We start from the raw sequence: 20,336 nt of genomic DNA on the forward strand, positions 1-20,336 counted from the left end.
TCACGTCACCCGGATCCGTTCCGGCACACCGTTGTCCATCGTGATGAGTCCGAGTTCTTGGAACGCATCAAGCCAACCCTGCATGGGCCACCATCCCCACCGGTCATAGAACACAGCGCCGTTGGTCAGTATGTCGTCGAGATGTTCGACGGGGGGATCGGACACGGGGTGGTGTTGATGCAGTGCGTGCGCGCCACCGACCCAGCACAGCGGAAGCCCTTGCCGTGCAGCCAGTTGTGCGAAGTCGGTGTCTTCTGCTCCGTACCCGACGTAGCCGGTGAAGAACCCGCCGATGCTGTGCCAGGTTGCGGGGGTCACGGCAAAAGACAGCGACCAGAACAAGGCGTGATCGTCGGTTTCGATCAGGGCACCCGGCTCAGGATCAGGGCGGGCGGCGTGGGGGTCAATGCACGATTCGAGTCGATCGAGACGATAGCCTTCGGGTCCGGCCGGCGGCAGATATGTGACCGGCCCGCAGAACAGTGCGCCGATGGGACGTCGAATTGCCGCGGCGATGTAGCGCTCGATCATGGTGTCGATGGGCAGGCAATCGACGTCGAGAAATATCAGGAGTTCGGCGCCGAGTGCCATCGCGGTGGCAGCTCCGGCATTGCGCGCTGCGGCGATCGGCAGACGACTGCGGGGGTCGCTGACATGCTCGATGTGAATCGAGCGACGTTCGGCGACAACGGCTGTCACCGAGGGGTCGTTCATCGCCACCACCACATGGATGTCAGGTTTGACACCGCTGCGATCGAGTGCGGCAAGCTGCCGGCGCAAATGGCGTTCACGTCCTGACACCGGGGTGATGATCGCGGTCTTCACCCGGTGCTCTTCCCGCTGGCAGCCCGATCGGCGACGCTGTCGATGACGACAGCGGCTCGCTGCGCGGCGCCCCGGGTCTGCCAACGCTGCCATCGCCGGGAGTCCAAACGCCGTGCCTCCTTCAATGTTTCGGACCACTCATGCGCCTCTGGCCACGACGATCGCACCACGGCGAGACCATTGCGTTCGATGACACCGGCGGTTGCGTCCTGCTCGTCGAACGGACGCGGCTGCGGAACGATCACGGCCGGACGCCCCGCGGCGGCGATGTCGGCGACGGTGTTCTGGCCGGCGCCGGAGATCACCACCGCGGCCTCGGACAGCGTTGCCCAGGGGTTTGCGATCCATGGCGTTCCGGTGACTCCCAACGCCTGCCAACGGTAGTTGGGGTTGCACTGCTCCCACCTCGAGACGGTGTCGATCGTGAGATCTGAGCCACCGGCTCCGCTGAGCACCAATGCCAGGGGCCTGTCGTCGGTGCGCGTTTCCAGAACCGGGCAACCGTCGAACCGACTCACGCCACCGACGAAGGTGGTCTTGTGCGCATGTGGCGTCAGCCACGTGGGGATGTACAGATCGCCGGGCCAGGCGGCGATGATGTGATCGGCAAGACCGTACACGAGTTCATGGGGCGGATCGGTTCGCTCTCCAGGCATGGCGATGACGATGACCGGAATGCCGAAAAGCCGTGCAAGAGTAGCAACCTCCACTGACACGTCCACTACGATCGCCGCCGGTCGACGGTGGAGCATCCAGTCGGCGAGCGTGTGCATGCGCTCGGCCAGGCCCGGATCGTGCAGGGGTGCCCAGTGCAGGCGTCCCCCTGCGGTCGGACTGATCGGCGAGGGATCGTTGTCGTCCCGGGGTAGTTGCACGACGTCGGTGTACACGGGACCCGGTGGGGAGGTCATCGAGGTCAGCGCGGTGACATCGTGTCCGATGTGTGCGGCGATGGCACCGGCCCGGGTCAGATGGCCGCGTCCGTGGTGATGGATGTAGTAACCGATCATGCCGTCTGCTTCACGGTGTCTCCGAGGCCTCGGTCGGCCGAGATCATGCGTCGATACCGGTTGATGTACGCGGTCACCATCCCGTCGGCCGAGCAGTGGCGGCGGGCATGCTCCCGGACACGTTGGCGACACAGCGCGGTAGCCGCGGGAATGGCTTCGGCCATGGCGATGACATCGTCGGTGGGAACCAGTGCGCCGCAGTCCGCCGAATTCAGGATCTCGGGGACGCCGCCCCTGGCAAATGCGACGACCGGTGTCCCACAGGCCAACGACTCCGCGACGACGAGTCCATACGGTTCGTCCCACCGCGGTGTCACCAACGCGGCGGCGCAGTGACCGATCAGCTTCGCCAGTGCCGGCTGGGTCAGGTGTCCGGCGTACCGGATCGGTCCGCCGAGTTGCGGCTCGACCAGGTTCCGGAAGTAGCGTTCATCTGAGATGGGTCCGGCGAGCACCAGCGGCACCTCTGCTCTGCGTGCGGCCTCGATGGCCAGGTGCGGGCCCTTCTCGGGAGTGATCCGGCCGAACCAGATCAGTTCGTCACCTCCGGGACCCATTGGCCAGGTGTCGAGGTCGACACCGTTCCTGACGACATCGACATCCCTGATGATCGGACGCCACGCGCCTGCCGTGTGTTCGCTGACTGCGACGAACTGGCCACCGTCACCTCCGGTGGTGACGATCGCCGACTCCAACCAGGGAGTCGGCGGGGTGTGCAGCGTGGACAGCATCGGAGTACTCAACGTCGGCGCCATGGCGATCGGCAGATAGTGCAGGCAGTGATTGTGTATGACGTCGAATCGGCGGTTCTGGGCGAGTTCGATCATGAGGTTCAGGTACGCGTGATGGTCGGCCATGAAATGGGCGGAAGGCATCGACGGGTCAGAACGTGCGGATGGACTCAGGTGCAGTTCTCGGACCCGTAGTTGTTCGGTCGGAGCCTCCCGATCGGAGCCCGGAGCGGCGAAGAGTGCGACTTCGTGGCCCCGACTCGACAACGCTCGGGCCAGGTGCCAGACATGGGCCTCGAGGCCGCCGGCGAAAGGCTGACTGATCGGGTAGCGGTTCGAGGCGATCAGCGCGATTCGCAACGTGGACGGATTCATGCCAGGACTGCTTCATACAAGGCCAGATGGGCCTCGGCCAATTCAGTTCGTTGCGCCTGTCGCCTGCTCCACGTTGCACGGGGCAGGGGGTTCCCGCCGATCCAGCGGGCATGGAGATTCTCAACAGCGCTGCGAAGCGTCCCGCCGTCGAAACCGTGCTCGTCGAACCTGAAGACCTCGCATGGCTGCTGCTGGTCGTAGAAGCCGCAGCTCGGGGCGATGACGGCGGTTCCCAGATCATGACAGGCCTCGAGCCAGCCGGAGTGTGTACCGAATCGGTACGGCAGCACCGACACCGTCAATGATTGGAGGTAGTCCCACAATTCGTCATCAGAGAAGTATTCGTGGACACGGACCTCGACGCTCGTCCGATCGCGGTAGTCGAGTATTCGGTGGCCCATGTCAGGCGCATACCAATGGTTGTCGGGGTCGAAGATCTCGTCGTGGAGGTTGATCTGCAATCGTGCGTTCGGCAGGTCACGCACGGTCTCCGCCAACACCTCCATGACGGGCAACGGATCCATGTTGGCGCGCAGGCTCTTTGCGTGGAGTCCGACGACGAACTCCTCCGACGGATGTCGGGGAGCCTCGATCCGGGGACCGTCGAGCACGTGCGGGTGGGGCAAAACGGTGGCTTCGCGGTTCCATCGCTTTGAAATATGTTCGGCTGCACCAGGGGTCAGCGTGATCAACGCGTCGGCAGCGTTGACCAGGACATCCTGTTGTGCAGTATGCGCGTCAGGTTCCCGATGGTGGGGGTTGCGGAGGTCGTGAACGGTGTAGACCAGCGGGATGTCATGCGTCTTCAACTCGTGCATGACTGATTCGAGGGTGGCGGGGTTGATGGCATCGAAACCGAAATGGATGTGGAACACGTCAAAATCCTTGTGATTGCGCGTGATCCATCCCGGATCGAGCATGAGTGGCGGCCACCAGCCGCCGGGAACCTTTCGCCCGTCGGTCGGAACGGGGTCAGGAAGGCGCTCGACGTCGCCTTTGGCAGCCACGTGGGAGAGATGTCGGACATAGACATGCGAGGACGGCACCGACGCGACACGCAACAACTCAAGACTCCTGTCAGGTTTTCTCGCCGGGGGATGTTGGCCCGCAAGAGCATCGGATGTGCGGCGTCCGCGCCGCAGATGTCGTGTACCCAGATTTCACATTTGTATGCGTGCGCCCGTTGACTGACGACTGGCCGAGTGGTCAGGTCTTCGGCGTGCCGAGCATCATCAGCTCAGGTGATGCGGTTGCGGATGCGTTTTGTGATCCCAATCGGATCCGGTCGCCTGCTGGCTGCCGGTGTGGGACTCGACGGTGCCTTGGCCCGCCGGTACCAGCGATACGATGATCGATTTCGAAGTCGGACAGTTGCTCTTGAGCGCGGTGGAGTCCAGCGGCACAAGAGGATTGGTCTCCGGGTAATAGGCGGCGGCGGACCCACGTGGGGTGCCGTATTCGACGATCCGGAACTCCGGTGCACACCGGACCTGATCGTCGTCGTCCCAGCGGGTGATGATGTCGACGATGTCCCCGTCGCGATGGCCGAGGGCCGTGATGTCCTCGCGATGCATGAAGATCACTCGTCGGCCACCCTCGATCCCGCGGTAACGATCACTGAATCCGTAGATCGTGGTGTTGAACTGATCGTGGCTGCGCAGGGTCTGCAGGATCAGGTGATTGGCGGGCACCTGAAGGACGTCGATCGGTGACACCGCGAACTCCCCACGGCCCGAGTCGGTCTCGAACGTACGAGAGTCACGCGGTGGGTGGGGGAGTATGAACCCGCCGGGTTTGCGAACGTTGACCTCGTACCCTTCGCATCCGGGCACGACGCGCGAGATGTGAGCGCGAATGTTGCGGTAGTCATCACGCATCGCTCGCCAGTCGATGCCGTATCGGTCACCGAGGGTCGCCTCGGCGATGTGGGTGATGATGGCGACCTCGGACTTGAGGTGTGGGCTCGCTGGTGCCAGCGGTCCACGGGAGGAATGTACAGAGCAGGTGGAGTCCTCGACCGAAATGTACTGGGGTCCGCCGGCCTGCACGTCCTGTTCGGTCCGGCCCAGCGTGGGGAGGATGAGTGCGGTCTGTCCGCAGACGAGGTGGGAACGGTTGATCTTGGTCGAGACCTGCACGGTCATCCGCGCGTTGCGCAACGCCCGAAATGTGACATCACTGTCAGGGGTCGCCTGAGCAAAGTTCCCGCCGAGACCCATGAAGAAGTGGGCTTTGCCATCCCGCAGAGCCCGGATGGAGTCGACGGTATCGAGGCCGTGCTCGCGAGGTGGGTTGAAGCCGAACTCTTTCTGCAGAGCGTCGAGAAAATGCTCCGGTACACGTTCCCAGATTCCCATCGTCCGGTCGCCCTGGACGTTGGAGTGTCCCCGAACCGGAAACAGCCCAGCGCCCGGTTTGCCGATGTTGCCCTGTGCGAACGCAACATTGGTGAGTTCCTTGATGGTGGCCACTGCATTGCGATGCTGCGTCAGGCCCATCGCCCAACAGAAGACGGTGGCCTTCGAATCGCGTAGCAGTTTCGCGGCGTCGGTGATCTGCCGCCGGGACAGGCCGGTGGTTGCGGTGACCACATCCCAGTCCACGTTCCGGACGTGGTCGCGCCAGGCGTCGAAGCCGGCGGTGTGGGCGTTGATGAACTCGTGGTCGAGGGCATCCCATTCGACGAGCAATGAGCCGAAGGCCTGGAACAGGGCCAGGTCGCCATTCAGTGCGATGGGCAGATGCATGTCCGTCAGATCGGTACCGGGTCCGACCACGCCGCGGGGTGTCTGGGGGTTCTTGAAGTTGACCAACCCGGCCTCACGGAGAGGGTTGATGGTCAGAATCGTCGCGCCGTTCTGCTTGGCCTTCTCGAGGGCAGAGAGCATGCGGGGATGGTTGGTACCCGGATTCTGACCGGCGATGACGATCAGTTCGGCCTCGTACACATCGTCGAGGGTGACGCTGGCCTTACCGATACCGATGGACTCCTGCAGGGCGATCGACGTGGACTCGTGACACATGTTCGAGCAGTCGGGCATGTTGTTGGTGCCGAACGTGCGGGCGAACAGTTGATAGACGAAAGCCGCTTCGTTCGAGGCGCGACCCGATGTGTAAAAAGTGGCCTCGTCAGGTGTGGCAAGACCGTTCAGTTCCGCTGCGATGAGCCCGAACGCATCGTCCCAGTCGATGGCTTCGTAGTGGGTACCGCCGGGTCGTTTGACCATCGGATGGGTGATACGTCCCTGTTGTCCGAGCCAATGTTCCGTGCGACTGTTCAGGTCGTCAATGCTGTGTGCGGCAAAGAACGCGGGTGTCGCGCGGGTGGTGGTGCCTTCTTCGGCCACAGCCTTGGCGCCGTTCTCGCAGAACTCGGCGGTGTGCCGGTGGCCCGGTTCAGGATCGGGCCAGGCGCAACTCATGCAGTCGAAACCTTCGGCCTGATTCAGCTTCAGCAGTGTCTTCGCGGTCCGGACCGGCCCCATGTGCCCCAGTGCCCGTTTCATGGACACCGCGACCGCAGTCGGTCCCGCAGCGTGGGTTTTGGGCTTTTCGATGTCGAGGTTCGCGAGGTCACGTTCGTTCTCGCGTGTGTTTTCGTCAGACATGTATTCCCTCTTCGCAGACTGGTCGTTCGCACCGCAGTCCTCGGTTACCCCGTCGGGATCGTTTTCAAGCGGCATCTACAGGTTTCGGGCGATGACCGCCTCGGTGACGCGGTCGTCGATCGATGACACAGGGGATTCCTTCGTCACCCAATTCTCCCCGCCGAAGTAGGTCTGGAAGATCTTTTCCGCGGTTCGCGTCCCGATCGCCTGGGTTGTCAGCGTGGGGTTCGGGCCACCGAGGGAATTGGCCAAGGCAGAGTTGTCGGCGATGTAGAGACGTTTGACCCATCTGGCCTGGGCGTCGGAGTCGAGCACCGATGTGTTGGCGTCCTCACCCATGCGCATGCTCGACTGTGAATGCAGGATGAGTGGGGGCCAATCGCAGCGGTGGACTGTGTGGGCGCCTGCGGCCCGCATGAGTTCCACGGCCCTCTCGGTGCAGTACTTCCGGTTCCGTTTGGTCCGGGCCGACCGGTTGCGATGTTGCATGGTGACGCGAGGCGCCAGGCCGTTCTCGTCCGGGGGGAGGATGCCGGGCACCGAGACGAGGTTGCCGGGTTCGACGTCGTCATCTGTGATGACCAGCGCGGCGAGTGTTTTGTTGGCGTCGTCGAGCGTGGTGAGGAGGTCACGTCCGACAAGACGGCCGTAGGTGTCGGCGCCCGCCGAATCGACGACGCTGCCCGCGCGGCCGTAGCCCTCGATGCCCGAGTCACTGAAATTCATCGCATACGCCTGCAACGCCGGTGGCAGGCAGACCTGCTCGATGCCGCCGTAGCCCGGAAAATCGACGCGGGCATTGGAACCCGCGCCCTTGGTCTGGCCGGTGTATTCGTCGAAAACCCCGAAGACGCAGTCCATGTGATGGTCGGTGATTCCTCGGCCGACCCAACCGTTCGGGTTGGGGAGCAGGGACTGCAGCCACAGTCGCGGAGACTCGATACAGCCCGCCGCCAGAACGACCACCTTCGCGGTCTCCTCGTGTATAGACCCGTCCACGGTCCGGAACTGCACGCCATGGGCGGTGGTCTCGCCGTTCACGTCGTGGGTCAGGATCCTGGTCACGAACGCGTCGGTGATGAGCCTGGCGGCCTTGCCTCCGGGAGACCACGCGTCGGCGGTGAGCATCATCGGAATGTATGAATTGTCGGTCGAGCGACGGGCTTTGAGGTTGCGGGGCGCACCTTTGGGGAGGTAGCAGCCCTCGTAGCAGTGCCCGCACATCGTGCATCCCTGCGCTTCGGGATAGCGCAGCCGATTCGGGTCGCGAGTGCGACCCGCCGTACCGCCCGGCTGCAAGATCGCGTTCTGTTGTGCCCGATGTGCCGGTCCGGTGGTGTCGAGTGAGGTCTGGTGCGGTAGTCCCATGGCTGCGGCCCCGCGCAGGAAGATCTCCTCCTTCGTGCCCATCGGAGCGGTCTGGATCGGAAGCGTTGCCTCGCACCACTCGTAGTAGGGCCGAAGTTCTTCGTAGCCGAGGGGGAACAGATTCGCGGTGTCGTACATCTGCCGATCCGCCCCGGCGTAGTCGTTGAACACACCGGGTGCTGCACGGGGGCAGTTGCCGAAATAGTGCAAGGTGGTACCGCCGGCGCCGCTGACCTGCCAGACGAACGAACTCTGCGGCAGATCCCGCAACCACGGACCCTTGGACCGATCGCCGGGACCCTCGCGTAAGAATCCGGTGATCGGATTGTTTGCGTCGTCTTCGAAATGAGTCCATTCATTCTCCGGATCGCCGTGCCGTGGACCCGCTTCCAGGACGAGCACGTCCAGGCCACGGGCGGCGAGTTCCTTCGCCACCACAGGCCCTCCGCCACCGGCACCGATCACAATGATGTCTGTCATCGAACCCCCTCATGCCGAACGTCAATCGATGGTTGAAACCCCTTGGTAATAGCCGCGGAACTCGTCCCAGCCGTCGCTCACACCCTCGTATTTGCTCAGCTCCCAGCCAACCGGGCGTCCGGTCAACCGCTTGCTGCCGGTATCGAATGCGGACACCTCGGAATAGGCGGCGAACGCGGCCAGGGTGGGTATGGCGTTGACCGCGAACTTGATTGGCAATCCCGGTAACAGTGGGTTGGTATCGAGCATCTCGAAGACCTGGGCCTTCTCCCGGTGTGAGAGGTTCGCGAACGGTGCGGCGAAGCGCCCACGCACCGAGCCCGGGTTGAGCGTCACCGCGAAGATGTTGATCAACGCAGCGATTGCGGCAGCACCCGGAAGTGTGATCCCGAATGCCGGTCCGAGGACCGGAATCGGGACTGCCCGGTCGAGCGTTCTCTCCAGCGACTCAGGGATTCCCGGTGACACCCCACCCGGCCGATCGGTCGCCATACCCTGCGCGCGTGAGTATTCATCATCGCCCGGAACGATGAACGACAGGATCCCGTTGATCGTATCGCGCACGGGCGGAAGCGAATTGGCATAAACCCGTATTCGTGACATGGCGCCCGGGAGTGTGACTGCTGCGGTCAGACTCACGCCGACCGCGCCGGCCCTGACGAAGAACTCGCGACGACTGAGCACGCTCCGCTCCTGCCGTAGAAGGGGTGACACAGCGCCGCGCCTGGACTGTGGGTTGGCACACATTAGCAAGGTTGCGAGCGTTAGGCAGCGAATAGACGTGCCAGGTATCAATTGGCTATTTTTCTCCTTTCGCCCCCGCTCGGGACAACAGTCGGCTCAAGGCCAGTGATGCGGTTTGAACGGCAGGAGCCAGGAGTTCGGGTTTGAACCGGTCTTTCGGCACCGACACCGACAGCGAGGCGATCGGCTCGTCTCGGATCAGCACCGTGGCCGCGACGCAGCAGCTTCCTTCGGCCGCTTCCTCCCGTTCGAGCGCGACACCTCGGGCGCGGATGTGGGCGAGTTCGCGCTCGAGAGTCCTCGGATCGGTGATCGAGTTCGCGGTGTAACGCCGCAGCGGGCGTGAGAGCACCTCCGTCTGGAACTCCGCGGATTCATAAGCGAGAAGCGCTTTGCCCACCGCGGTGCAGGTGAGGGGGAGCCGGCCACCGACCTGTGAAGGCAAAGGCGGAGCGGTGTGACCGTGGAGTTTCTCGATGTAGACCACGTCGTATTGATCGCGGACCGCGAGGTGGACGGTTTGTTCGGTGACCGCGAACAGGTCCTGCATGAAGGGCATGGCGGCCACCCGGAGGCGGTGTTTCACCGAGACCCGCTCACCCAACTCGAACAGCGTCATGCCGAGTTCGAACTTGTTTCCGGTTCGCTGGATCCAGCCGAGGTCGGTCAACTCGACCAGCAGTCGGTGGGTGGTCGAGCGGGGGATACCGGTTCGGGTGCAGACTTCGGCAAGCGTGAGCGCGGTACCACCGGGGAAAGAATCGAGCAGAAGCGCCGACTTTTCGAGCTGCGACATGTTTCCGTCCCGTGGCATGGGACGAATCCTAGTCAGTGGTTGGGCCGACCAATATCTTCGTCCCTATGACAACGCAAGTGAATGTGATCGAGGCTGCCGCCGAGCGTCTGGCTGCCGCGACTCGTGCGGGCACACCGTGTGCACCGGTGCGCGACCTGATCGGAAGCGACGACATCGAAGCGGCCTATCGGGTCCAGACCCTGAACATCGAGGCGCTGGTGGCATCGGGTCGCCGTATCGTCGGCCGCAAGACGGGTCTGACCTCGCCTGCGGTGCAGAAGCAGCTCGGTGTCGACCAGCCCGACTTCGGGGTGTTGCTCGACGACATGGACTGCACCGGTGATGCCGAGGTGGACTCCACGCGGCTGCTCCAGCCGAAGGTCGAAGCGGAGATCGCCTTCGTGCTGTCCCGGGATATCACGGCCCCGATCACCGAAGCTGAAGCACCGCAATATGTTTCCGATGTCTACGCTTCATTTGAAATCGTCGACAGTCGAATTGCCAACTGGGACATCAGGTTGGCCGACACGGTTGCCGACAATGCATCATCGGGACTGTACGTTCTCGGCGACCGATGCGACCGCGAGAGTGCTCCTGACCTGGCCGGCGTCCAGATGACCATGACCGAAGACGGCGTGCAGGTGTCGCAGGGCAAGGGCTCGGATTGCCTGGGAAGTCCGTGGAATGCACTCGCGTGGCTGGCCAACACCGCGATCGAATACGGAACCGTCCTTTATGCGGGAGACGTTGTCCTCTCCGGCGCGCTGGGGCCGATGGTGCCTGCGAAGCCCGGTTCCACCTACGTCACCACCATTTCCGGCATCGGCAGCGCGACCGCAGTTTTCAGTGCCTGACCAACCCCTCCGAAAGCAGAAGACAATGAGCACAATCAAGGCCGCGATCATCGGATCGGGCAACATCGGGACCGACCTGGTCATCAAACTCAAGCGAGTGGCGAAGAACGTCGAGATCGCGGTCCTGGTCGGAATCGACCCGGAATCCGACGGATTGGCCCGCGCCAAGCGGATGGGCATCAGCACCGTGCACACCGGCGTGCAGGGTCTCATCGACCACCCGGACTTCGCCGACATCGAGATCATCTTCGACTCGACCTCCGCCAAAGCGCACGTCGTCAACGAAGAAGCGCTGCGCCCGTACGGAAAGCGGCTCATCGACCTCACCCCGGCCGCGATCGGTCCCTACGTGGTGCCCGCGGTGAACCTTGAAGAGCACCTGGATGCACCGGACGTGAACATGGTGACCTGCGGCGGGCAGGCCACGATTCCGATCGTGGCGGCGGTGTCCGCTGTGACCAAGGTTCACTACGCCGAGATCGTGGCGTCGATCGCTTCGAAGTCGGCCGGACCCGGAACTCGGGCGAACATTGACGAGTTCACCGAAACCACCTCCGAGGCCATCAAGATGGTCGGTGGTGCCGCATACGGCAAGGCGATCATCGTGCTGAATCCGGCCGACCCGCCGCTGATCATGCGGGACACCGTGCTGACCCTGGTCACCGATCCGGATCAGGATGCGATCCGGCAGTCGGTCCTCGACATGGTCGCCAAGGTGTCGGCCTACGTTCCCGGATACCGCCTCAAGCAGGAGGTGCAGTTCACCAAGCTCGATGATGCGGAGTCCGTCGCCACCCTGACCGGCGGTGTCGATGTCGGTCCGGGCCTGTGGAAGGTGTCGGTGTTCCTCGAGGTCGAGGGTGCTGCCCACTACCTGCCGGCCTATGCAGGAAACCTCGACATCATGACCTCGGCGGCACTGCAGGTGGCCGAGCGCATCGCCGAAACGAAACTCACCGACTCAACAGTGGAGATGGCCCGATGACAACTGACAACAGAGCTTCCGTGGTCGATGGCGCGGCCCTGTACATCCAGGACGTGACCCTGCGCGACGGCATGCACGCCAGCCGGCACCGCATCTCACCCGAAAACGTGGCCCGGATTGCCGGCGCTCTCGATCGGGCGGGCGTCGACGCGATCGAGGTCGCCCACGGCGACGGGCTCGCCGGACACAGCCTGACCTATGGAGCAGGCAGCAACACCGACTGGGAATGGATCGAAGCCGCGGCATCGGTTGTCCACCGGGCCAAGCTGACGACCTTGCTGCTGCCCGGTGTCGGTACCGTTGTCGAACTCGAACGTGCATTCAACCTCGGCGTGACCTCGGTTCGCGTCGCGACCCATTGCACCGAGGCCGATGTCGCGGCTCAGCACATCGCCAAGGCCCGTGAACTCGGGATGGATGTGTCCGGGTTCTTGATGATGTCGCATCTCGCCGAGCCTGCCGCGTTGGCCGAGCAGGCGAAGTTGATGGAATCGTATGGCGCGCACTGTGTTTACGTCACCGACTCCGGTGGCCGGTTGACGATGGATGGAGTTCGACAGCGTGTCCGTGCGTATCGGGACGTGCTCGATGAGAACACCCAGATCGGTATTCACGCGCACCAGAACCTCTCGCTGTCCGTGGCCAATTCGGTTGTGGCAGTAGAAGAAGGTGTGACCCGCGTGGACGCATCGCTCGCCGGACACGGCGCCGGCGCCGGTAACTGCCCGATCGAGCCCTTCATCGCTGTCGCGGACATCGAGGGCTGGAAGCACGGTTGTGACCTGTTCGGATTGCAGGATGCTGCCGACGACATCGTCCGTCCGCTGCAGGATCGGCCTGTGCAGGTCGACCGGGAGACTCTCACACTCGGCTATGCCGGCGTGTACTCGAGCTTCCTGCGGCATGCTGAATCCGCGGCGAAGCAGTACGGTCTCGACACCCGCGCGGTGCTGCTCGAGGTCGGGGCTCGCGGACTTGTCGGTGGCCAGGAAGACCTGATCACCGACATCGCGCTGGATCTGGTGGCCGGCAAGAAGTAGGACAGCGCGCTTTCGAGTTCATCTCGAACCAACCAGGCGTCTTATGTGTGCACGAGTACACGTAAGGCGCCTGGTTTTTTGTCCGTGATCTGTGCCGAGGAGGACGATTCCGGGCAGACGCGGACGTGATCGGTGCGATGATCGACAGGCCGAGCGTGAACGGCGGCAGGTCCGCGAGCACAGATGCCGCCGGATGAGATCGAGCCGAGGATCATCCGAGTCAGGCGTGTTGCCCGGACGTTGGTCAATGACTGCATACCGGAAACTTCAGTCACATAAGGATAGTGCTCTTCCTGTGATGACAAAGGCAATCCCACTTTTCATAGCAGGCCTAACGGTTCTGGCGCCAGAATTCGGACATAAGTAAATTCCTTTCGTAGGATTCGATGAAACGTTGCCGGTGACGTTGTCATTGCCGATGTCCCGAGGTGGCTGTGCGTCCGGGATTTGTGTGAATACCCATTAGCTGAGTGGGAAGAGTTGAAATGTCCGGTTTCGTTGGGTAATCGAATAGTGTTGTACCGCACCAGAATTACGACTATTTGGGCATGTGGGATAGTGATATGGAATTCGCCCACAGTCGAGATCATCTCTACTGCATGGCAATTCTCCGAAAATCTTGAGGGTTCGTTGCAGTTCGAATAGTGTCCGAAGTACTGCACTCCGAGGCCAGTGTTTTATCAGGGCGCCGGCCGTAACAGCAGGAAGGTCGTCGAGGCCATGAATCTAACTCCACGCGAGATGGACAAGCTCGTCATCTACCAGGTTGCAGAACTTGCCCGAAAACGACGCGACCGCGGCACCAAGCTGAATCTCAGCGAAGCCCAGGCCATGGTCTCGGAGGCGATATTGGAAGCGGCCCGAGACGGCAAGTCGGTTGCCCAGTGCATGGAACTGGGCAAACATGTGGTGTCGGAGGCCGACTGCATGCCCGGGGTGCGAGAGCGTCTTGCTTTGCTTCAGGTCGAAGCCACGTTCGTGGACGGCAGCAAACTCGTTTCGTGTCACGACCCCGTGAGTGCTTAGCCATGCCGGCCGTGCGACAAGATGCAGTGGCCACCGTCCTTGTCGGTGGCCACGAGAGCGCGCACGGCGCTGACCTGGTTTCACTGCTCGATACGTTGCCCGGTGCGGTTATCACCCCGTCGGGGCGTCCGTTACACGACGCGGTGTCCGGACTCCTGGCCGACGGCAGTGGCCCGGTGATGGTTCTTCCGATGACCTGGGGTCGTGATCCGGTCATGGTGGCAGAGACCGCGAAGACGCTCCGGTGGAGCGCCGCCGAGGGCGGCGCGGGTCGTGTCGCGCTGTGCACGGAGTTCGGGACGGCCGACCATCTGATCGCATGGCTCCGTCGAGCCGCCGTGGATACAGCCCGGCAGCGACCGGGCGCGGGCATGATCATTGCCGCGCCGTCGTCGAACCCTTTCGATGACGCCGAGCTGCACCGGATCGCCCACCTGGTCCGCACCCATGGCTCCGGAACCCAGGTCGAGGTGGCGTGCGTCGGGGAGCACGGCGAGCTGACCCGCGCCATCGAGCGGTCGCGGCTGCTGGGTGCCGATGATGTGGTCGTCGCACCGGCGGGCTTTGCCCGAACCGCGCCCGCCGGATTACCCGCCGACCATGCGAGCTTCTTCGGGCCTTTGCTCTCTGAACAGGCGCTCCTCGATGTCATCCGTCGACGGGTGGCCGCCGCGCAGCACGAGCTCGATCATGGGCGAGACGGGATCGCAGGCGGTCTGCTCGCCGATCACGGCCACGGGTACGCCCATTCGCACGGGTTCGAGAACGACGGTCCCGGGCAACACTCACATCCCCATTCCCACAGACACGAGACGCCGGACAACGGCAACCCGTTTCACGTCGAGGTCTTGACCTCGCCTCACTGAGTCATCATCCGGCGACGCAGATCGCGGCGCCGCGAAAAAAATAGTGGAGGGATCAACCCATGTTGGGCAGCCCCAAGTATCACCACCAGGACGAAGACATCGAGATCAACGCCGGCCATCAGAGCGTCACCATCTCGGTCAGCAACACCGGCGACCGGGCGGTGCAGATCGGTTCGCACTTCCACTTCTTCGAGGTGAACCGCGCACTGCTCTTCGAGCGGGAAAAGGCGTACGGCATGCATCTCGACATCCCGGCCGGTACCGGAGTGCGTATCGAGCCGGGCGACACACGAGATGTGACATTGACGTCGTACTCCGGGTCGCGCCGGGCGGTGGGCTTCAACGGACTCGTGAACGGCGGCCTCGATTCGAAGCAGACGAAGATCGACGCGCTCGCGCGGATGACCGAGGGCGGGTTCAAAGACGGGAAACCGAAACCGGGCACCGGATCCGATAAGAAGAGGAAAAGCTGATGGCCACAATCTCACGCAAGCAGTACACCGATCTCTTCGGCCCGACGACGGGAGACAAAGTCCATCTGGCCGACTCGAACCTGGTCGTCGAGATCGAAAAGGATTACAGCGAAGGGTATTACGGCGACGAGGTCGTGTACGGCGGCGGTAAGACCGCACGCGACGGGATGGCCGCCGATCCCGCGGCGACCGGTCCGCAGGGCGTGCTCGATCTGGTCATCACGAATGCGATCATCATCGACCCGGTCCTCGGCGTCGTGAAGGGTGATATCGGTGTGAAGGACGGAAAGATTGCCGGGATCGGGAAATCGGGTAACCCGCACCTGCAGAGCGGCGTGGATCCGCGTCTTGTTGTGGGACCCGGGACCGAGTTGCTCGCGGGGGAGCACTGCATCGCGACTGCCGGGGCCATCGACACGCACGTGCACTACATCTCGCCGCAGCAGGCGGAGGCGGCCCTCTCGAACGGGATCACCACGCTGTTCGGGGGTGGCACGGGGCCCACTGACGGGACCAACGGCGTCACCACGACACCAGGCGCCTGGTACCTCCACCGCATGCTCGAGGCAGCAGAAGGTGTCGGTGTGAACATGGGAATCCACGGCAAGGGCAACGGCTCCCTTCCCGAGGCCCTCGTGGAGCAGATCAAAGCCGGCGCCTCGTCGCTGAAGGTTCACGAGGATTTCGGGGCCACTCCTGCGGTGATCCGTAATGCTCTCACCGTGGCCGACAAGTACGACGTCCAGGTTTCCATACACACGGACAGCCTCAACGAAGCGGGCTTCGTCGAAGACACCATCTCGGCGATCGACGGACGCACCATCCACACGTACCACACCGAGGGTGCCGGTGGAGGCCACGCCCCGGACATCCTGAAGGCTGCCGGTCTCCCTAATGTTCTTCCTTCGTCTACCAACCCGACCCTGCCCTATACGGTCAACTCGGTCGACGAGCTGCTCGACATGGTCATGGTGTGCCACCACCTCTCGCACGACATCCCGGAAGACGTTGCGTTCGCCGACTCGCGGGTGCGCGCCGAAACGATCTCTGCCGAGACCGTGCTGCACGACGAAGGTGTCCTCTCGATGTTCTCGTCCGACTCTCAAGCAATGGGACGTATCGGCGAATCGGTGACCCGCGCGTTTCAGACCGCCCACCACAGCAAGGACAAGCGCGGCCCTCTCCCCGAGGACTCCGATGGTCACGACAACTTCAGGGTCCTGCGTTACCTGGCAAAGGTGACCATCAACCCGGCTATCACGCAAGGGGTTTCGGACTACATCGGATCGCTTGAGGCCGGCAAGATCGCGGACATCGTTTTGTGGAACGTCGACGCCTTCGCGGTCAAGCCGCGGATGGTCATCAAGGGCGGCTTCATCAACTGGGCCGTCATGGGTGACCCGAACGCCTCGCTGCCCACCCCGCAGCCCGTGCTCTACCGCCCGATGTGGGGTGGATACGGCAAGGCACAGCAGAGCACTCGGGTCAGCTTCATGTCGCAGGCGGCCATCGACCTCGGTGTGCCCGAGAAGCTGGGGCTCGAGAGTCAGGTGCTGCCGGTGAAGCGATGCCGTGGAATAGGCAAGGCACACATGGTTCGCAACGACAAGGCGCCGTTGATCGACGTTGATCCCGAGACATACAAGGTGACGTTCGACGGGAAGCCCGCGCACATCGACCCGGCGCAGACGCTGCCTATGTCCCAGCTCTTCTTCCTTGCCTGAGGAACCTGACATGACCTCGACCGATGTGGGCGATCTTCTTGTGAGCCTGCAACTCTCCGACTCCGCATTCCCCAGCGGATTCTTCACCATGTCGCAGGGGCTGGAGGGGTTCGCCCAGGCTCGCGCGGTCGACAAGGACGGCGTGGAGGGTCTCCTGCGGGGGTTGCTGCTCCATTCGGTCGGTCCGGGGGATGCCACAGCGCTGGCCCGGGCGCACGAGGCGGCTCGGGAAAGTGATTGGGAACGTGTGTATCTCGTGGATGAGATGTTGTTCGCCGCCAAACTCAATGCGGAGATGCGCAGGGCAGCGGTGCGTAGTGGCCACCAGATGACAGACGTTGCCCTCGCGGCAGTCGGAGGTGTGGAGCTCGAGCAATGGAAACGGGCCATCGCGTCCAAGCGGACCCCCGGGTGCCAGCCGGTCGCGACCGCTGTGGCCTACGTCGCGGCGGGTGTGGGCGCCGAACAGGCGGTCGCCTCGGACATGTTCGCGTTCTCGGTGAGCTTTCTCGGTGCGGCGCTGCGGCTTCGGCTCACCGATCACCTGCAGATGCAGGTGATGCTGCGTGCAATCGGCCCGGTGATAGCGCAGGCCACAGCCGAGGCGATGGACCGCGATCTCGAGGACATGGGGGGATGTGTCCCGATGGCGGACGCCATGTCCGCCCAACACGAGCGCGCGGACGCGAGGCTCTTCGCGAGCTGACGGCGCCGGCCCTTCCACGGACCAACAGAACAGATGAGGTGATCGAATGAGCGGTAGCGTATTGCGAATCGGGATCGGCGGACCAGTGGGTTCGGGCAAGACTGCACTTGCCGAAGCCCTTGTGCCGCGGCTCATTGCCGCGGGCAGGCAACCAGCGGTCATCACCAACGACATCTACACCCAGGAGGACGCGCAGCACGTACGCCGCGAACTCGCGGGTGTGCTGGACCCTGATCGCGTCGTCGGAGTCGAGACCGGTGCATGTCCACACACCGCCGTACGCGACGACCCCACCATGAACCTCGCGGCCGGGGCCGAGATGCTCGAGCGGTTCCCCGATGTGGACACCCTCGTGTACGAGTCGGGTGGAGACAATCTGACGCTCACGTACTCACCCTTGCTCGCGGACGTCTTCGTCTTCGTGCTCGATACATCTGAAGGTGAGAAGATGCCGCGCAAACGAGGCCCAGGCATCACCGAGTCGGACATCCTGGTGATCAACAAGATCGACATCGCCCAGTATGTACGGACGAACATCGATGTCATGGAGTCCGACGCGTTGCGGGTGCGCGACGGTAAGCCCGTGGTTCTGACCAACTCCCTGACGGGGCAAGGCATCGATGAGTTGCAGGATCACATCCTCGCGCTCTGGAATGCCCGCCCCGCTGCGATGTCCCGATGAGCGCAGCGACAGTCCAGGCGGCGGATACCGGTCCGCCCCCTGGAACCGGCCGGGCGGGCGGAATGTCCGTCGTACCACCCGTGGAGGCGCAGTCGGAGCGGTACGGCGGGCACCGGCTCGACCCTGCGTTCTACCAGCCGGACCGCGTTCCTCGTGAGATCGCCCGTCTCTCAGGTGTACCCGACACGCTGCCGACCGGGAGCCCGGGAAAGGTCGGTGTGCTGGAGTTGGAGTTCGGCCGGAACGAACGCGGGACGGAACTTGTCGGTCACTACCAGAAGTCGCCGCTGCAGATCATGCGCCCGCTGTACTACGACCTCGCGCGTCCCGACATGCCATATACCTACCTCATGTCCACCGGGGCCGGCGTCATGCAGGGTGACCGGCTCCGGACCGATCTAGTGTTCGGTACGGGCACGTCCGCGTACCTGACGACCGCGGCGTACACGAAAGTCCTACGGATGGAACACGATTACGCAGTCGCGCAGATGAACCTGCGCGTCGATGCGGATGCGTATGTCGAGTTTCTTCCCGACCCTGTCATCGCGTTTGCGGATGCGCGCCTGTATCAGCGCACGCGGGTGACACTCGCGCCGTCGGCCACCCTCATCGCCGGCGAGACCCTCATCGCCGGGCGTCTGGCGCGCGACGAGCGTCATCGGTACACCGCGCTCGCATCCGATTTCGAGGTCCGTCGCCCGGACGGGGCCATGGTCGCGCTCGATCGGGTGCGACTGACCCCGGTCGATGAGGACACCGGCGGCCTGGCGGTTCTCGCCGACCACGATGTGCTCTCCATGCTCTATGTGTTCACCCCACGCGCAACCGTCACCGAGATCAGCGACCTCCTGCACAGCGTCCTGTCGCCGTCGACCGAAGCGGGCGTCGTCTTCGGTGTCAGCGCGCTTCCCGGCGACGCCGGAGTGTGGGTGCGGATGCTGGGCGACGACACGCGGGCCATCCTGCGCGCCACGACGATCGCATGGAGCGCCCTACGTCTGTTACTCACCGGGAGAGAGGCGCCGACGATCCGAAAATCCTGAACAGTGCGATGAAGGCCGGGGGCGTCCCGTCACACGACCCGACCGAAGAACCAGGGAGATGACATGTCGACGAGCAGTAAAGAAGCGGCGCCACCGAACAAATGGGTTGAGGCGTCGGCGACGTTGCCCCGTGGTGTGTCTGAGATCTTCTTCCAGAGCAACAGCTGGACCGGTCTGCTGATCCTTCTCGCGTTCCTGGTCGCCGATTGGCAGATGGCGGTGCTCGTGGTCATCGGCACGGTGTGCAACACCGTGACCGGTGCCCTGATGAAGGTGGGTGCCGACAACGTCCGGATGGGGATGCAGGGTTTCAACGGTGCACTGATCGGTGCTGCGGTCTATACCGCGCTCGGTGATCAGGGCTGGTCCTATCTGGTGACTGTGATCGCCGGCATCGTATGTGCACCCGTCACCTGGGTCGTGGTGTGGATCTTTGCGTCAAAACCTCTCGCCCGCTTCAACTTACCCTCGACAACGGCGCCGTTCTGCGCTACTGCGGGCGTCATGTTCGTTGTCACCAAGAGTATCCACGAGAAGTCTGCACCCCATCATGTCGCCGACGGGTCGGGCGAGTCGATACTGCGCTCGCTGCTCACAAATGTCTCCGAAGTCGTTCTGATCAACAGCATCTGGAGTGGAGCGCTCATCCTGCTGGGCCTCTTTGTCGCGTCCTGGAAGGTCGGCCTCGCCGCGGTGATGGGCACCGTGATCGGAACCTTGTGCGCAATGGCGTTCGGTGATACCTCCGGGACAATAGCTGAGGGCCTTGCCGGCTATTCCGGTGTTCTGACAGCGATTGCCCTGTCGGTCACATTCCTCCAGAACACCGTGATCTCGTGGGTGTATGCCGCAATCGGAACAGTGCTGACGGCGGTGGCGACCCTCCTCATGACCGATTACTATGGCGGTCCGCACTACACCTGGCCCTACATCCTGACCACCTGGGTACTGCTGGTGATCGCAGCGTTTGTGCCAACCACGCTGCGACGCACATGATTCC

The 20,336-nt window shown here is 63.3% G+C and carries 19 protein-coding genes; 11 read left to right on the top strand and 8 right to left on the bottom strand.

From position 1 onward, the window contains the following. From AC1D75_RS13210 to AC1D75_RS13245, 8 genes are all read right to left on the bottom strand, one after another. Nucleotides 1–825, bottom strand: a complete 825-nt coding sequence (locus AC1D75_RS13210; RefSeq protein WP_495515640.1) for a glycosyltransferase family 2 protein — start codon at nucleotides 823–825, stop codon at nucleotides 1–3. Then, nucleotides 822–1,835, bottom strand: coding sequence for a glycosyltransferase (locus tag AC1D75_RS13215; protein ID WP_495515641.1), 1,014 nt, complete (start codon nucleotides 1,833–1,835; stop codon nucleotides 822–824). Before AC1D75_RS13215 ends, AC1D75_RS13210 begins: the two co-directional genes overlap by 4 nt. After that, the gene (locus AC1D75_RS13220; RefSeq protein ID WP_495515642.1) at nucleotides 1,832–2,941 is read right to left on the bottom strand and encodes a glycosyltransferase family 4 protein; all 1,110 of its coding nucleotides are present in this window, start codon (nucleotides 2,939–2,941) and stop codon (nucleotides 1,832–1,834) included. The genes AC1D75_RS13215 and AC1D75_RS13220 overlap by 4 nt, the downstream gene beginning before the upstream one ends. After that, nucleotides 2,938–4,005 (bottom strand): glycosyltransferase family protein, encoded by a 1,068-nt coding sequence (locus tag AC1D75_RS13225; RefSeq protein ID WP_495515643.1) that lies wholly within the window; start codon nucleotides 4,003–4,005, stop codon nucleotides 2,938–2,940. Before AC1D75_RS13225 ends, AC1D75_RS13220 begins: the two co-directional genes overlap by 4 nt. Nucleotides 4,006–4,173: 168 nt before the next feature. Next, complete coding sequence (locus AC1D75_RS13230) at nucleotides 4,174–6,549, bottom strand: FdhF/YdeP family oxidoreductase (protein ID WP_495515644.1); 2,376 nt, start codon at nucleotides 6,547–6,549, stop codon at nucleotides 4,174–4,176. 75 nt (nucleotides 6,550–6,624) lie between these two features. Next, complete coding sequence (locus AC1D75_RS13235) at nucleotides 6,625–8,397, bottom strand: GMC family oxidoreductase N-terminal domain-containing protein (RefSeq protein ID WP_495515645.1); 1,773 nt, start codon at nucleotides 8,395–8,397, stop codon at nucleotides 6,625–6,627. Between the two features lie 21 nt (nucleotides 8,398–8,418). After that, nucleotides 8,419–9,081: a hypothetical protein gene (locus AC1D75_RS13240; protein WP_495515646.1), complete on the bottom strand. Its 663-nt coding sequence runs from the start codon at nucleotides 9,079–9,081 to the stop codon at nucleotides 8,419–8,421. A 115-nt stretch (nucleotides 9,082–9,196) separates the two neighbouring features. After that, complete coding sequence (locus tag AC1D75_RS13245; protein WP_495515647.1) at nucleotides 9,197–9,955, bottom strand: IclR family transcriptional regulator; 759 nt, start codon at nucleotides 9,953–9,955, stop codon at nucleotides 9,197–9,199. 47 nt (nucleotides 9,956–10,002) lie between these two features. Here AC1D75_RS13245 and AC1D75_RS13250 point away from each other — a divergent pair, with 47 nt between their 5' ends. The 11 genes from AC1D75_RS13250 (at nucleotide 10,003) to AC1D75_RS13300 (ending at nucleotide 20,332) form a co-directional block, all read left to right on the top strand. Beyond that, nucleotides 10,003–10,791, top strand: coding sequence for a 2-keto-4-pentenoate hydratase (locus AC1D75_RS13250; protein WP_495515648.1), 789 nt, complete (start codon nucleotides 10,003–10,005; stop codon nucleotides 10,789–10,791). Between the two features lie 25 nt (nucleotides 10,792–10,816). Beyond that, nucleotides 10,817–11,776 (top strand): acetaldehyde dehydrogenase (acetylating), encoded by a 960-nt coding sequence (locus tag AC1D75_RS13255; RefSeq protein WP_495515649.1) that lies wholly within the window; start codon nucleotides 10,817–10,819, stop codon nucleotides 11,774–11,776. After that, on the top strand, nucleotides 11,773–12,816 hold the full coding sequence (dmpG, locus tag AC1D75_RS13260) for a 4-hydroxy-2-oxovalerate aldolase (protein ID WP_495515650.1): 1,044 nt from the start codon (nucleotides 11,773–11,775) through the stop codon (nucleotides 12,814–12,816). Before AC1D75_RS13255 ends, dmpG begins: the two co-directional genes overlap by 4 nt. Nucleotides 12,817–13,536: 720 nt before the next feature. After that, nucleotides 13,537–13,842, top strand: a complete 306-nt coding sequence (locus AC1D75_RS13265) for an urease subunit gamma (protein ID WP_495515651.1) — start codon at nucleotides 13,537–13,539, stop codon at nucleotides 13,840–13,842. 11 nt (nucleotides 13,843–13,853) lie between these two features. Continuing rightward, nucleotides 13,854–14,708 (top strand): sirohydrochlorin chelatase, encoded by an 855-nt coding sequence (locus tag AC1D75_RS13270; protein WP_495515652.1) that lies wholly within the window; start codon nucleotides 13,854–13,856, stop codon nucleotides 14,706–14,708. A gap of 59 nt (nucleotides 14,709–14,767) precedes the next feature. Then, nucleotides 14,768–15,181 (top strand): urease subunit beta, encoded by a 414-nt coding sequence (locus AC1D75_RS13275; RefSeq protein WP_495515653.1) that lies wholly within the window; start codon nucleotides 14,768–14,770, stop codon nucleotides 15,179–15,181. Further along, nucleotides 15,181–16,905, top strand: a complete 1,725-nt coding sequence (gene ureC, locus AC1D75_RS13280; RefSeq protein ID WP_495515654.1) for an urease subunit alpha — start codon at nucleotides 15,181–15,183, stop codon at nucleotides 16,903–16,905. Before AC1D75_RS13275 ends, ureC begins: the two co-directional genes overlap by 1 nt. 10 nt (nucleotides 16,906–16,915) lie before the next feature. Continuing rightward, nucleotides 16,916–17,611: an urease accessory protein UreF gene (locus AC1D75_RS13285; RefSeq protein ID WP_495515655.1), complete on the top strand. Its 696-nt coding sequence runs from the start codon at nucleotides 16,916–16,918 to the stop codon at nucleotides 17,609–17,611. A 46-nt stretch (nucleotides 17,612–17,657) separates the two neighbouring features. Then, the gene (gene ureG / locus AC1D75_RS13290; protein ID WP_495515656.1) at nucleotides 17,658–18,293 is read left to right on the top strand and encodes an urease accessory protein UreG; all 636 of its coding nucleotides are present in this window, start codon (nucleotides 17,658–17,660) and stop codon (nucleotides 18,291–18,293) included. Further along, nucleotides 18,290–19,336: an urease accessory protein UreD gene (locus AC1D75_RS13295; protein WP_495515657.1), complete on the top strand. Its 1,047-nt coding sequence runs from the start codon at nucleotides 18,290–18,292 to the stop codon at nucleotides 19,334–19,336. Before ureG ends, AC1D75_RS13295 begins: the two co-directional genes overlap by 4 nt. A gap of 63 nt (nucleotides 19,337–19,399) precedes the next feature. Continuing rightward, nucleotides 19,400–20,332 carry an urea transporter gene (locus AC1D75_RS13300; protein WP_495515658.1) on the top strand — a complete coding sequence of 311 codons (933 nt, stop codon included), beginning with the start codon at nucleotides 19,400–19,402 and terminating at the stop codon, nucleotides 20,330–20,332. Nucleotides 20,333–20,336: the final 4 nt, after the last annotated feature.

This window comes from Williamsia sp. Y712, from assembly GCF_059445525.1.

Coding starts and splice junctions, on each gene's coding strand:
- ureG (WP_495515656.1), top strand. CDS start 17,658: ATGAGCGGTAGCGTATTGCGAATCGGGATCGGCGGACCAGTGGGTTCG.
- AC1D75_RS13230 (WP_495515644.1), bottom strand. CDS start 6,549: ATGTCTGACGAAAACACACGCGAGAACGAACGTGACCTCGCGAACCTC.
- AC1D75_RS13215 (WP_495515641.1), bottom strand. CDS start 1,835: ATGATCGGTTACTACATCCATCACCACGGACGCGGCCATCTGACCCGG.
- AC1D75_RS13300 (WP_495515658.1), top strand. CDS start 19,400: ATGTCGACGAGCAGTAAAGAAGCGGCGCCACCGAACAAATGGGTTGAG.
- AC1D75_RS13245 (WP_495515647.1), bottom strand. CDS start 9,955: ATGCCACGGGACGGAAACATGTCGCAGCTCGAAAAGTCGGCGCTTCTG.
- AC1D75_RS13275 (WP_495515653.1), top strand. CDS start 14,768: ATGTTGGGCAGCCCCAAGTATCACCACCAGGACGAAGACATCGAGATC.
- AC1D75_RS13255 (WP_495515649.1), top strand. CDS start 10,817: ATGAGCACAATCAAGGCCGCGATCATCGGATCGGGCAACATCGGGACC.
- AC1D75_RS13250 (WP_495515648.1), top strand. CDS start 10,003: ATGACAACGCAAGTGAATGTGATCGAGGCTGCCGCCGAGCGTCTGGCT.
- AC1D75_RS13265 (WP_495515651.1), top strand. CDS start 13,537: ATGAATCTAACTCCACGCGAGATGGACAAGCTCGTCATCTACCAGGTT.
- AC1D75_RS13220 (WP_495515642.1), bottom strand. CDS start 2,941: ATGAATCCGTCCACGTTGCGAATCGCGCTGATCGCCTCGAACCGCTAC.
- AC1D75_RS13235 (WP_495515645.1), bottom strand. CDS start 8,397: ATGACAGACATCATTGTGATCGGTGCCGGTGGCGGAGGGCCTGTGGTG.
- AC1D75_RS13295 (WP_495515657.1), top strand. CDS start 18,290: ATGAGCGCAGCGACAGTCCAGGCGGCGGATACCGGTCCGCCCCCTGGA.
- dmpG (WP_495515650.1), top strand. CDS start 11,773: ATGACAACTGACAACAGAGCTTCCGTGGTCGATGGCGCGGCCCTGTAC.
- AC1D75_RS13285 (WP_495515655.1), top strand. CDS start 16,916: ATGACCTCGACCGATGTGGGCGATCTTCTTGTGAGCCTGCAACTCTCC.
- ureC (WP_495515654.1), top strand. CDS start 15,181: ATGGCCACAATCTCACGCAAGCAGTACACCGATCTCTTCGGCCCGACG.